This window comes from Flavobacterium fluvii (assembly GCF_900129545.1).
Classification (GTDB): domain Bacteria; phylum Bacteroidota; class Bacteroidia; order Flavobacteriales; family Flavobacteriaceae; genus Flavobacterium; species Flavobacterium fluvii.
The window spans coordinates 484,199-496,537 of the sequence record NZ_FQWB01000001.1 but is presented as its reverse complement, the minus strand read 5'-3'; the positions used below and the strand labels follow the sequence as shown (position 1 = coordinate 496,537).

Below are 12,339 nucleotides of genomic sequence, written 5' to 3'. Positions count from 1 at the left end.
ATGTTAGACATAAATAAAGTTAGAGCCGATTTTCCAATTCTTTCCAGAACTGTAAACGGAAAACCATTGGTTTATTTCGACAACGGAGCCACTTCGCAAAAACCACAAATCGTGATTGACGCGATTTCAAAATATTATCACGAAATTAATGCCAATATCCATCGTGGCGTGCATACTTTGAGTCAATTGGCAACAGATGCCTACGAAATTGCGCGTGGAAAAATCCAAAATCACATTAACGCAAAATTCGCCCACGAAGTGATTTTTACTTCGGGAACGACACACGGAATCAATTTGGTTACCAATGGATTTGCGTCGATATTAAAACCGGGCGATGAAGTCTTGGTTTCCGCATTGGAACACCACAGCAATATTGTGCCTTGGCAAATGTTGTGCGAGAAAACGGGAGCTACTTTGAAAGTAATTCCAATGAATGAAAACGGAGAATTGGTTATGGCTGAATTCGATAAATTACTTTCGAACAAGACCAAAATCGTGACCGTGAATCATATTTCGAATGCATTGGGAACCGTGAATCCCGTTAAATACATGATTGACAAAGCCCACGAATTTGGTGCCGCAATTTTGATTGACGGAGCGCAAGCCGTGCCGCATTTGAAACCCGATGTGCAGGCTTTGGATTGTGATTTTTATGCTTTTTCAGGACATAAAATGTGTGGGCCAACAGGAACAGGGATTTTATACGGAAAAGAAGCTTGGCTCAATAAATTACCGCCGTATCAAGGTGGTGGCGAAATGATTAAAGAAGTAACTTTCGAGAAAACTACTTATGCCGATTTGCCACACAAATTTGAAGCAGGAACACCTGATATTGCTGGTGGAATTGTTTTGGGAACAGCGGTTGATTATTTGAATTCCATAGGTTTTGAGAACATTCAAAAACAAGAATTGGAATTGTTGGAATATGCCACCAAACGATTATTGGAAATCGAAGGTCTTAGAATTTATGGAACGGCCAAGGAGAAAACTTCGGTAATTTCGTTTAATATCGAAGGGATTCACCCTTATGATGTGGGAACAATCATTGACAAGTTAGGAATTGCGGTAAGAACAGGACATCATTGCGCCCAACCGATCATGAATTTTTTCAATATTCCGGGAACGATTCGTGCTTCGTTTTCTTTTTACAATACCAAAGAAGAAATCGACGTTATGGTCGAAGCCGTGAAAAAAGCACAATTAATGTTGGCTTAAAAACAAAATGACATGAAAGTATATGCCTTGGTTTTATTGAGCGTTTTCTTGAGCAAAAGTTGTGAAAGTCAGACCAAAAATGACTTGAAAACGGCTGTTTTGGAGTATACTGCCAATACCAGGGGTTTCTATCAAAAGATTACTATTCAAGACCAGACGGTTTCTGTTTCTAAAGATCGAAGTGGAACGGACAAGCCGGTTGCCACGAAAATTTCCGAAAAGGATTGGAAGGAATTGGTTGGTTATTTTGAAACCATCAATTTGGATGGTTTAGAAACTTTAAAAGCACCAACCGAAAAACGTTTTCACGATGGTGCCGCCATTGCCGATTTAAAAGTCACTTATAAAGATAAAACATATAAAACGACCTCTTTTGATCACGGTTATCCACCGGAAGCCATCAAAAAACTGGTTGTTAAAATAAATTCATTTGCTAAAAAAGAATAATGAACATTAAAGAAAAACAAGAAGAAATAATAGACGAATTTTCAATGTTTGATGATTGGATGCAACGTTATGAATACATTATTGATTTGGGTAAAAATTTGCCTTTAATTCAGGAAGAATTCAAGACCGACGACAATCTTATCAAAGGTTGCCAATCGAAAGTTTGGCTGAAAGGCGAAAAAAATGACGATAAAATTGTTTTCACTGCCGATAGTGACGCCATTTTAACCAAGGGAATCATAGCGATTTTGATTCGGGTTTTTTCGAACCAGACTTCTGCCGAAATCCTTGACGCCGATATGGATTTCATTGACGAAATCGGACTCAAAGAACATTTGTCGCCCACACGAGCCAATGGATTGGTTTCGATGATAAAAAATATTAAAATGTACGCATTGGCATTCGATGCAAAAAAATAAAAAAACTATGGAACAATCAATAGACACCAATTTACTGGGAACTGAAATCGTGGCAAAACTTAAAACCATCTATGATCCGGAGATTCCTGTTGATATTTACGAATTAGGATTGATTTATGACGTAATGGTCAGCACTGATTTTGAAGTAAAAATCTTGATGACGTTAACATCTCCCAACTGTCCGGTAGCGGAAAGTTTGCCAAGAGAAGTTGAAGAAAAAGTAAAATCAATTGAGCACATCAAAGGTGCTGAAGTGGAAATCACTTTCGACCCGCCCTGGAGCAAAGATTTAATGAGCGAAGAAGCCAAGTTAGAATTAGGGATGTTGTAGTTTTCAGTCGCAGTAATCAGTCACAGTTGAGACTGATTACTGCGACTGGGACTGAAAACTAAAAAAATGGAAGAAATAGAAAATAAAGTTGCCAATAGCGTTTTGGAAGTTTTCGACTTGGAAGATTATTATCCAAAGGGATTTCGTGCGCAAATTGATATTTCACAATGGCTTCTGGAAGGTTTCTTGCTGAAGGAAAAAGATTTTAGGGAGCATCTCAAGAATCACGATTGGTCGCAATACCAAGACCAGTATGTTGCCATCAATTGCAGTACTGACGCCATTGTTCCGGCTTGGGCTTCTATTTTGGTTGCGATTCAATTGGCGCCTTTTGCCAAGAAAATAGTGAATGGTACCATCGAAGATTTGGATTCTGCCTTGTATGAAGAAATCCTTTCCAAAATTGATTATTCGGCTTACGAAAACAAACCTGTCATTATAAAAGGTTGTTCGAAAAAACCCGTGCCAACGCGAGCCTATATTTTGGCAGCGCATCATTTGCAGGCTTTCGCCCGAAGCATTATGTATGGCGAGGCTTGTTCGGCAGTTCCATTATATAAATCACCCAAAAAGTAGGCTGTTTTTAAACCAGTAGAGTTTTACTCTTTTTATTATATTTGTATTATAACTAATACTCTTACAATGAAAAAGATAATTCTATTAGGACTTTTGTTGGGACTTTCAACTAAAATTTACGCCCAAACTGCGGCAGAGAAAGAGTTAATCAAAAAAACCGAAGAGGCGGCCAAAATTATAGACGACACTATCAAGGGTGGTTGGAAATACCAAGGTAAAGTTACCTTCCTTTTTAACCAAGCCAACTTCAATAATTGGGTTGCCGGAGGAGAAAATAGTTTTTCCGGAAATTTGGGCTTGGATTATAAAATCGATTATAAAAAAGACAAATTTAGTTGGGAAAACAGGATTTTGGCTTCCTATGGAGTGCTTCAAACGCAAAACGCCAGTTTTGAAAAGAAAACCGACGACCAAATCGAAATCAATTCCATAGTAGCCCAAAGAACCAATGGTTATTGGTATTATTCGTTTTTGGCCAATTTTAGAACCCAATTCACGAAAGGCTATGTTTATTCAAAAGACGTGAATGGTGCTGAAATAAGACAAGAAAACACCAATTTTATGTCGCCGGGTTATCTGCTCTTTGGCCCTGGTATGTATTGGAAAAAGAACGAGAATTTGAAGCTCAATTTTGCGCCACTAACATCCAAGTTCACTTTTGTGGACAGTTTCTACACTTCAATTCCGGGCTATTTAAACAACAGTTATTTTGGGGTTGATGCCAATAAAAGTGTGTTGTACCAACTGGGATTCAATGCCACGGCTTATTATAAATTCAATATAATGGAAAATGTTTCGGCAGAAAACCTTTTGAATTTATATTCTAATTACTTGGAAAAACCACAAAACATTGACATTAATTACACCTTAAACATAGTAATGAAAATCAATAAAGTGTTGTCGGCCAATTTGAATTTTCAAGCGATATATGATGATGATGCTTTTGCAGGTTTCCAAACCAAGGAAGTATTTGGTGTAGGAGTTAATTACAGCTTTTTTAACTAAAAACGGGTACTGATAAAATTATGTGAAAACTATGTACTTCCGTGCATAGTTTTTTTATTGTGTACGCTTTATTTGTAACTTTGCGCCCTAATGAAATCGAAATGAAATTTAAATATTTATATCTTCTTTCCCTGCTTTTTGTTTTAAATTCCTGTAAAAACGAAAACCAAAAGCGCCTTGCCGAAAACAAGAAAGATGCACAAAAGAAGGAAGTCATTTTTTCGAATATCAATAAAGCCTGGGTTTTTAATGCCAATCCTGTTAATGAAACCTCACGTTCCACGGCTTCAGGTTGGAGCGAGTGGCGTATGTTCCTGTCCGAATTAGAGCAAAAACCCAAGAAAACCATTCGTGCCTTCCAGGATAAATCAGCCGAAATTTCCAAGAAAGTGATGGCGCTGAACACTAATGTTCCAGTAAATTTTGACAAACCTCAATTCAAGGCCAGAATTGCCATCTTGATTACCAAGGTGCGAATGATGGATTTATATATTCATTTGAAAGACATTCCAGACCAGAAAGTGGTTGCCTTGATTCCTGAAATCAACACCGAATTGGTGTCTTTGCAAAATCAAATGGACAAAATTGTTCAAAAAAGCAAAATTCCACTTGAAGAAGGAGAGTCAGAATTATTGAGAATGCTGGACACTACAAGAGCGATTCCAAATACGCCACAATTACAACCAGACCCAAACACAGCCCGCATTGAGTAAAAAAATTCTATATTCGATCTACGATAATTCGCCAAAAATCAGGCAAATTGTCGATAGTTTGCAACAAGCCGAACAAAAAATCCAGTTGAATGGATTGATAGGTTCATCGCTTTCGTTTGTGGTGCAATCGCTTTTCAAAAAAACGGAGAAACCATTCTTGCTTATCCTGAATGACAAGGAAGAAGCTGCTTATTATCTGAATGATTTGGAGCAGATGATTGGTGATGAGGATGTGCTTTTTTATCCGGGTTCCTATCGTCGTCCGTACCAAATTGAAGATACCGACAATGCGAATGTCCTGCTTCGTGCAGAAGTATTGAACCGCATCAATTCCCGCAAGAAACCTGCAATTATTGTTACTTATCCTGAAGCACTTTTCGAAAAAGTGGTTACCCGAAAGGAGTTGGATAAAAACACTTTGAAAGTGGCTGTTGGTGACCAAATTTCGATTGATTTTATCAATGAAGTTTTGTTTGAATACGAATTCAAAAGAGTCGATTTTATTACGGAACCAGGCGAGTTTTCGGTTCGTGGAGGAATTGTCGACGTGTTTTCTTTTTCGAATGATAATCCGTACCGAATTGAGTTTTTTGGCAACGAAGTCGACAGCATTCGAAGCTTTGACGTGGAAACACAATTGTCTATCGAAAAGCAAAAGAAAATCACCATTATTCCCAATGTGGAGAATAAATTCTTTCAGGAAAATCGTGAAAGTTTTTTGGAATACATCAATAATCAAACGGTTATTTTTATCCAGAATACTGATTTGCTTTTTTCAGTTTTGGATAAATTATTTGGAAAAGCCAATGAAATTTTCGAAAATCTGAATGCAACGGTAAATCACGTGGCACCAAACCAATTGTTTCTGAATCAGACAGAATTCATCAAGAAAAGTTTGGATTTTACGGTTGTTGAATTAAGTTCAAAAGCGATTTACAGAACCAAAACGGCATTCGATTTTCACATCAAGCCGCAACCGTCGTTCAACAAACAATTTGATTTGTTGTTGAACAATTTGAACGACAATCATTTCAATGGTTACCAAAATTATTTATTTTCTTCGAATGATGCCCAAGCCAAAAGGTTTCACGATATTTTTGAATCCTTGGACGAGGAAAACTCAGAGAATATTCGCAAGCAATACAACACGATTGTTTTGCCTTTGTACCAAGGTTTCATTGATGAAGAAAATCAGATTGTTTGTTATACCGATCACCAGATTTTTGAACGGTATCATAAATTCAGCATCAAAAGTAATGTTTCGAAGAAGCAAAATATCACTTTAAAAGAGCTTACAACTTTGACGGTTGGCGATTATGTAACGCACATCGATCACGGAATTGGACGATTTGGTGGTTTGCAAAAAATTCAGGTGGAAGGCAAAACCCAGGAAGCCATCAAGCTCGTTTATGCCGATAATGATATTGTATATGTGAGTATTCATTCGCTGTACAAAATTTCGAAATACAATGGAAAAGACGGGACACCACCTAAAATTTATAAATTAGGTTCGAATGCATGGAAAATTCTAAAGCAGAAAACCAAGGCTCGTGTCAAACATATTGCGTTCAATTTGATTCAATTGTATGCCAAACGCCGATTGGAAAAAGGATTCCAGTTTGCACCCGACAGTTATTTGCAAAACGAATTGGAAAGTTCTTTCATCTACGAAGATACTCCCGACCAAAACAAATCAACAGCGGAAGTCAAAGCCGATATGGAAAGCGACCGGCCGATGGATCGCTTGGTTTGTGGAGACGTAGGTTTTGGGAAAACCGAAGTGGCGATTCGTGCCGCTTTCAAAGCGGTGGACAATTCCAAGCAAGTGGCGGTTCTGGTTCCTACCACAATTTTGGCGTACCAACATTATAGAACTTTTACCGAAAGGTTGAAAGACATGCCTGTTTCTGTCGGTTATTTGAATCGTTTCAGAACAGCCAAACAAAAAGCAGAAACCCTCAAACAATTGGCCGAAGGAAAACTCGATATTGTTATAGGAACACATCAATTGGTCAACAAAAATGTGGTTTTCAAAAACCTCGGATTGCTGATTGTGGACGAAGAACAGAAATTCGGCGTAAACGTAAAAGACAAACTAAAAACCATCGCTGCCAATGTCGATACCTTGACATTAACAGCAACGCCAATTCCTAGAACTTTGCAGTTTTCGTTGATGGCGGCACGCGATTTGTCCGTAATTACAACGCCTCCGCCCAATCGTTATCCAATAGAGACGAACGTTGTTGGTTTTAGCGAAGAGCTGATTCGGGATGCGATTTCGTATGAAATACAGCGGAACGGACAGGTTTTCTTTATCAATAATCGAATCGAAAACATCAAGGAAGTGGCAGGAATGATTCAGCGTTTGGTTCCTGATGCCCGAGTGGGAATTGGTCACGGCCAAATGGAAGGCAGTAAATTGGAGGAATTGATGCTGGCTTTTATGAACGGTGAATTTGATGTTTTGGTTGCGACAACTATCATCGAAAGTGGATTGGACGTTCCAAATGCGAATACCATTTTCATCAACAATGCCAATAATTTTGGACTTTCTGATTTGCATCAAATGCGAGGTCGGGTAGGGCGTAGCAACAAGAAAGCGTTTTGTTATTTTATTTGTCCGCCCTATTCGGCGATGACGGATGATGCCCGAAAACGTATTCAGGCATTGGAACAATTCTCGGAATTGGGAAGCGGTTTCAATATTGCGATGAAAGATTTGGAAATTCGTGGTGCGGGAGATTTATTGGGAGGCGAACAAAGCGGTTTTATCAACGAAATTGGTTTTGACACCTACCAAAAAATTATGAATGAGGCTATCGATGAATTGAAGGAAAACGAATTCAAGGATTTGTATGAAAACGAGGATAGCGGAGTAGAGAAAGAATACGTGAAAGATCTGCAAATCGACACCGATTTTGAGTTGTTGTTTTCAGACGAATACATCAATAATGTTACGGAACGTTTGAGTTTATATAACGAATTGGGCAACGTGACCAACGAAGAGGAATTAATCGTCTTCCAAAATAAACTGATTGACCGTTTTGGTCCAATGCCACCGCGAGCATTGGCTTTAATGAACAGCATTCGCATCAAATGGGTTGCCACCAAAGTGGGAATAGAAAAACTGGTGATGAAAAAAGGCAAGATGATTGGCTATTTTGTGTCCGACCAACAATCGGATTATTATACTTCAAACCGCTTTCATAAAGTGATTCAGTTTGTTCAAAAAAACAGCAATATTTGTGTAATGAAAGAAAAGCAAACGCCAGCAGGATTACGTCTTTTATTGACTTTTGATAATGTGAAAACTACAAGAAGAGCTTTGGAGTTGATGGAGATGTTGGGTGGGGATAAATAATAAATTCAAAGTTTTTTTAGGATTTTTTAACGAAGTCGAACGTCATTAGAATTCAATTTTAAAATGATTAAAAATAAACTTTTAACACAAGTCTCACAGTTTTAAGAATTTAATTTGTTAATTTGCTACGTGGAAAAAATAGGACACATAGAGATTAGAATTACTGGTTCAAAAGGAAATATAGAACTATCCCCTGATAATTATGACATTAGGGAGATAATTTCTATTCTTGAAAATGCTGAAAACTTACTTTATCCTGGCGATAAAAAAGAAAGGCCAATAATTAGTTACAATATAGAGCAAGGTTCTGTAAAGCATATACTTAAAACTTCGATACAATTCATTATAGGATTTAACGCTATAATTGGACAAGTTAATAATGTTCAAGATATTGATTTTCTTGATTTGTCAACAGCAAAAGCATTTGAAAATCTACAAAACATTGCGATAAAGAAAGATTATATTTTTAGCATAAAAACTTCATTGGAAAACACTAATGAAGTGAAAGTTGATAGAACTACTAGGTATATTAGAACAGAAGCAATCTGGGCTGATGCAGAATTTTATTTTTATGGTAAAATAACTAATGCTGGAGGTAAGGATAAAGCTAATATCCATATTCTTACATCAGAACTTGGGACAATTCGAGTTCAAACTCCAATAAGTTTTTTGGAAGATTATGAAGAAAATTTGCTTTATAAATCACTTGGAATTAGAGCTTTAGGAAAACAACATTCTTCAACAGGTGAAATAGACACTACAACATTAAAATTCATTGAATTAGTTGATTATCAGCCAAAATATGATGATTTATATCTCAAAGGACTTCGTGAAAAAGCAAAAAAATCTTGGTTAAATGAAATTAATCCAGACGATTGGTTAAAAGAAATTAGAGGAGGATATGATGCATAAATCTGTTTTACTTGATACCAGCTTTTTTATAAGATTTCTAAACGATGAGGATTCTTTATTTAAAAATGCTGATGGATATTTTCGTTATTTCTTAAAGGAGGAAATAACAATGATGATTTCAACTATTTCGATTGCAGAGTATTGTGTTGGTGGAGATATCTATGAACTACCTTTAAAAAATTTACAGATTGTTCCTTTTAATTTAGATCACTCAAAAAGAACTGGAGAATTTGCTAGAATTGTATTTCAAAATAAAGGAAAACTTAAACTAAACGAAAGAAATATAATTCCAAACGACACTAAATTATTTTCTCAAGCAGATTGTGAAAAAACGGTTGAATATTATCTTTCGTCGGATTCGGAAAGTTTGAAAATATATAATCTTCTGAAAGAAGAAACTAAACCCAAGTTTGTTTTTATTGATTTACATATTCCTCATAATGAAACTTTTGGTATTTTAGATTTGTAAAGTAAAGTTTTTCGAACTGATTGCTGAGTTTGTAATTAGTTTTCCCTCTACCTCGTCACTTCATCTACCAAATAAAAAATAGATTTAAAATCAATGCCGCTCATTTTTTCAAAACCAATTTCGCAGGTTCTGCTGGTGGAATAACCTTCTTTGCAATTGGCAGGAATTTGCGCTTTTAATTCGCGCAAACCGTGTTCGTTCAATTCAGGAATCAGAAAACCTCTGTCTCCGGCAAATCCACAACAATTGCTGTCAATAAGGGTAACTTTATCGGCGCATAGTTTGGACAAAGCCACCAATTGTTCTGTCTTTCCAATTTTTTTAACCGAACAAACCGGGAAAACCGCCACGGTATCTTTTTTGTTTTTTACAACCAATTGCGGCATCACGTAATCCAGCATGAATTCGATCGGATCCACAATTTTCAAGGTTTTCGAAAATTCTTCTTTTGAGTGGTAAAAACAAGGACTCATATCATACAAAACGGGATATTTGCCGTTTTCAGAAGCTTTCAAAAGGGTTGTTTCCAAGGCGCTGGATTGTTCGTGATTGGCTTCGGCAAAACCTTTGCTCGAAAAAGGCATGCCACAACAATGCGTGTCCACGGATTCGGGATAAATTATCGTAAATCCGGCACGAACCAATAATTGATGCGTTAGTTCAGTCAATTGAAGATCATCCGAGTCTTGAAAACTATTTTTGCCCATACTTCTGTTGATGCAGGACGGGAAGTAAACGACTTTTAAATCAGCGGTTGTATTCATTTTTAATGCTTTTGATTCGTGTTTATTTTATGGGCTCCTTTTGGCATTTCGGGAATCCATTTCGGAACTTTTCCAAAGGTGATAAAATGGGAGACATTGGACAATGCCGTCATGATGGTGTTTCCGAAAATGGAGTGAAAAAAGGAAACGATTTTCAATCCGGTTCTTACCATTGACGTGGTTCCTGCCATGTGGGAACCAATATAAGCGGCCATTTTTTTATCGCCCGAATCCAGTTCTTTGGCACGCCAAGTTTTCACAAATTTTCCTGTATCGATATGTACCGGGCAAGCCAAGGCACAAAGTCCATCGGTGGCACAGGTTTCGTCCAGCTGATAGGTTACGTCTTTTCGGATGTCGGCCAATCGTTGCGGGTCGTCATTTGTTTCTTCTAAACGGCTAATTTCTCGTGCAATCACGATACGTTGGCGTGGAGACAAAGTCAATCCTTCGGATACGCAATGCGGTTCACAAAAACCACATTCCATACATTTGTCGACAATATCATTGCATTCCGGCAGCGGTTTTAAATTTTTGAGATGTGCTTTGGGATCGGTATTGATTATTACGTCTGGGTTTATTTTATTATTGGGGTCAAAAATGTTTTTGATGCGTTTCATGATGTCATAGGCAGTAGCTCCCCATTCTTTTTCCACAAAAGGCGTCATGTTGCGACCTGTTCCGTGTTCGGCTTTTAGGGAGCCGTTAAAACGATCCACAACCAAAATAGCCAATTCAGACATCAGTTTTTCGTAACGGTCCACTTCGGCTTGGTTCGAAAAGTCTTGCGAGAAAACAAAATGCAGGTTTCCTTCCAAGGCGTGGCCAAACAAAACAGCATCATGGTATTCGAATTTTTTGAACAAATCCTTCAATTCCAAACAAGCATCGGCCAGTTGTGGCAAAGGGAAGGCAACGTCTTCTATGATAACCGTGGTTCCGTTTTTTCGAAGTCCGCCAACCGTTGGCAAAAGTCCTTTTCGGGCTTTCCAGTTAAAATTGTATTGTTTTGGATCGCTCGTAAATTCATAATCCGTATAAGTGGGAATGGACTGAATCTGCAGTCTGATGGCAGCTTGTTTTTCTTTTAAAGTAGCCGAATCATTGTCACGGCATTCTACCAATAGGGCACAAGCTGATTCGGGCAATGTTTTGAAATATTCTGGTGAGTCAGTGTCATTTTCTACAGAACGAATAGATTCTCTGTCCAAAAGTTCAACGGCCGACACGGGAGCAGATTTCAATAAAATAGTGGCATTGCAGGCATCCTGAATCGTGTTGAAAAAAATCAATGAACAGGATTTGTGTTTTTCGTCAATGACCGTTTTGAAAGTTACAGAGGAGATAAATGCCAAAGTTCCTTCAGAACCCACCATCAAATGTTTGATGATGTCGATGGGATCTTGATAATCAACCAAGGCATTGATGCTGTAGCCCGTCGTGTTTTTTATCTTGAATTTATTTTTGATTTGATGGTAAAGCGTTTCATCGCTTTTAATGGTATCTCTCAAACTTTCAATTTCCTGAATTAAGGCAGGTTGGTTTTTTTTGAAAGCGTCAACGCTTTTCGCGTCGGCGGTGTCAAGAACGGTTCCATCGTGCAAAACAATCCGAATATCGGCTATGGTTTGATAAGAGTTTTGTGCTGTTCCGCAACACATTCCGCTGGCGTTGTTGGCCACTATTCCGCCAATCATGCAAGCACCTATTGAGGCGGGATCGGGTCCAATCTTCAAACCATAAGGCGCCAGAAAAATATTGGCTTTGGCTCCTATAATACCGGGTTCGAGTTTTACTTTTTGATTGTTGTCGAAAATTTCCTGGTTTTTCCAGCCGTGGGTGGCAACAACCAAAACCGAATCCGTAATGGCCTGACCGGACAAACTGGTTCCTGCAGCACGGAATGTCAAAGCAATATCCAGTGCTTTGGCTTGTTTTATAATTTCGATGACCTCGGCTTCGTTGTGGGCCAGAATTACGATTTTTGGAATAAGTCTGTAAAAACTGGCATCGGTTCCATAAGCAAGGGTTTGCAAAGGATTGGTCAAAATACGTTTGGGATCAATCGATACCGATAAAACGTCGTTTAACTTTTGATAAGAAGGCGATAACATAGCATTTGTATTT

Annotated in this window: 12 protein-coding genes; 10 read left to right on the top strand and 2 right to left on the bottom strand. The window is 37.9% G+C overall.

Annotated features, from left to right (window positions below; all coding sequences use genetic code 11):
- The 10 genes from BUC16_RS02100 (at position 1) to BUC16_RS02055 (ending at position 9,448) form a co-directional block, all read left to right on the top strand.
- Complete coding sequence (locus tag BUC16_RS02100) at positions 1-1,215, top strand: aminotransferase class V-fold PLP-dependent enzyme (RefSeq protein ID WP_073367561.1); 1,215 nt, start codon at positions 1-3, stop codon at positions 1,213-1,215.
- 12 nt (positions 1,216-1,227) lie between these two features.
- The gene (locus BUC16_RS02095; protein WP_073367559.1) at positions 1,228-1,662 is read left to right on the top strand and encodes a hypothetical protein; all 435 of its coding nucleotides are present in this window, start codon (positions 1,228-1,230) and stop codon (positions 1,660-1,662) included.
- Positions 1,662-2,081, top strand: coding sequence for a SufE family protein (locus BUC16_RS02090; protein WP_073367558.1), 420 nt, complete (start codon positions 1,662-1,664; stop codon positions 2,079-2,081). Before BUC16_RS02095 ends, BUC16_RS02090 begins: the two co-directional genes overlap by 1 nt.
- 7 nt (positions 2,082-2,088) lie before the next feature.
- A complete protein-coding gene (locus tag BUC16_RS02085) occupies positions 2,089-2,412 on the top strand; it encodes a DUF59 domain-containing protein (protein ID WP_073368652.1) in 324 nt (107 codons plus the stop codon).
- 66 nt (positions 2,413-2,478) lie between these two features.
- On the top strand, positions 2,479-2,988 hold the full coding sequence (locus BUC16_RS02080; RefSeq protein WP_073367556.1) for a DUF2480 family protein: 510 nt from the start codon (positions 2,479-2,481) through the stop codon (positions 2,986-2,988).
- Positions 2,989-3,054: 66 nt separating this feature from the next.
- Entirely contained in the window at positions 3,055-3,993 is a 939-nt protein-coding gene (locus tag BUC16_RS02075) for a DUF3078 domain-containing protein (RefSeq protein WP_073367555.1), read from the top strand.
- A gap of 101 nt (positions 3,994-4,094) precedes the next feature.
- On the top strand, positions 4,095-4,706 hold the full coding sequence (locus tag BUC16_RS02070) for a hypothetical protein (RefSeq protein WP_073367553.1): 612 nt from the start codon (positions 4,095-4,097) through the stop codon (positions 4,704-4,706).
- Positions 4,699-8,067: a transcription-repair coupling factor gene (gene mfd / locus BUC16_RS02065; RefSeq protein ID WP_073367551.1), complete on the top strand. Its 3,369-nt coding sequence runs from the start codon at positions 4,699-4,701 to the stop codon at positions 8,065-8,067. Before BUC16_RS02070 ends, mfd begins: the two co-directional genes overlap by 8 nt.
- 129 nt (positions 8,068-8,196) lie before the next feature.
- Entirely contained in the window at positions 8,197-8,979 is a 783-nt protein-coding gene (locus BUC16_RS02060; RefSeq protein ID WP_073367550.1) for a hypothetical protein, read from the top strand.
- On the top strand, positions 8,969-9,448 hold the full coding sequence (locus tag BUC16_RS02055) for a PIN domain-containing protein (protein ID WP_244534321.1): 480 nt from the start codon (positions 8,969-8,971) through the stop codon (positions 9,446-9,448). The genes BUC16_RS02060 and BUC16_RS02055 overlap by 11 nt, the downstream gene beginning before the upstream one ends.
- Positions 9,449-9,495: 47 nt before the next feature.
- On the opposite strand, the gene BUC16_RS17860 is transcribed toward BUC16_RS02055, so the two are convergent.
- Positions 9,496-10,212 (bottom strand): heterodisulfide reductase-related iron-sulfur binding cluster, encoded by a 717-nt coding sequence (locus tag BUC16_RS17860; protein WP_244534320.1) that lies wholly within the window; start codon positions 10,210-10,212, stop codon positions 9,496-9,498.
- Positions 10,213-10,214: 2 nt separating this feature from the next.
- Positions 10,215-12,326 (bottom strand): FAD-binding and (Fe-S)-binding domain-containing protein, encoded by a 2,112-nt coding sequence (locus BUC16_RS02050; protein WP_244534319.1) that lies wholly within the window; start codon positions 12,324-12,326, stop codon positions 10,215-10,217.
- Positions 12,327-12,339 lie beyond the last annotated feature (13 nt).

What these genes read in the sequence shown, in the direction of transcription:
- BUC16_RS02100 (WP_073367561.1), top strand. Translation starts at nt 1, where the DNA reads ATGTTAGACATAAATAAAGTTAGAGCCGATTTTCCAATTCTTTCCAGA.
- BUC16_RS02095 (WP_073367559.1), top strand. Translation starts at nt 1,228, where the DNA reads ATGAAAGTATATGCCTTGGTTTTATTGAGCGTTTTCTTGAGCAAAAGT.
- BUC16_RS02090 (WP_073367558.1), top strand. Translation starts at nt 1,662, where the DNA reads ATGAACATTAAAGAAAAACAAGAAGAAATAATAGACGAATTTTCAATG.
- BUC16_RS02085 (WP_073368652.1), top strand. Translation starts at nt 2,089, where the DNA reads ATGGAACAATCAATAGACACCAATTTACTGGGAACTGAAATCGTGGCA.
- BUC16_RS02080 (WP_073367556.1), top strand. Translation starts at nt 2,479, where the DNA reads ATGGAAGAAATAGAAAATAAAGTTGCCAATAGCGTTTTGGAAGTTTTC.
- BUC16_RS02075 (WP_073367555.1), top strand. Translation starts at nt 3,055, where the DNA reads ATGAAAAAGATAATTCTATTAGGACTTTTGTTGGGACTTTCAACTAAA.
- BUC16_RS02070 (WP_073367553.1), top strand. Translation starts at nt 4,095, where the DNA reads ATGAAATTTAAATATTTATATCTTCTTTCCCTGCTTTTTGTTTTAAAT.
- BUC16_RS02055 (WP_244534321.1), top strand. Translation starts at nt 8,969, where the DNA reads ATGATGCATAAATCTGTTTTACTTGATACCAGCTTTTTTATAAGATTT.
- BUC16_RS17860 (WP_244534320.1), bottom strand. Translation starts at nt 10,212, where the DNA reads ATGAATACAACCGCTGATTTAAAAGTCGTTTACTTCCCGTCCTGCATC.
- BUC16_RS02050 (WP_244534319.1), bottom strand. Translation starts at nt 12,326, where the DNA reads ATGTTATCGCCTTCTTATCAAAAGTTAAACGACGTTTTATCGGTATCG.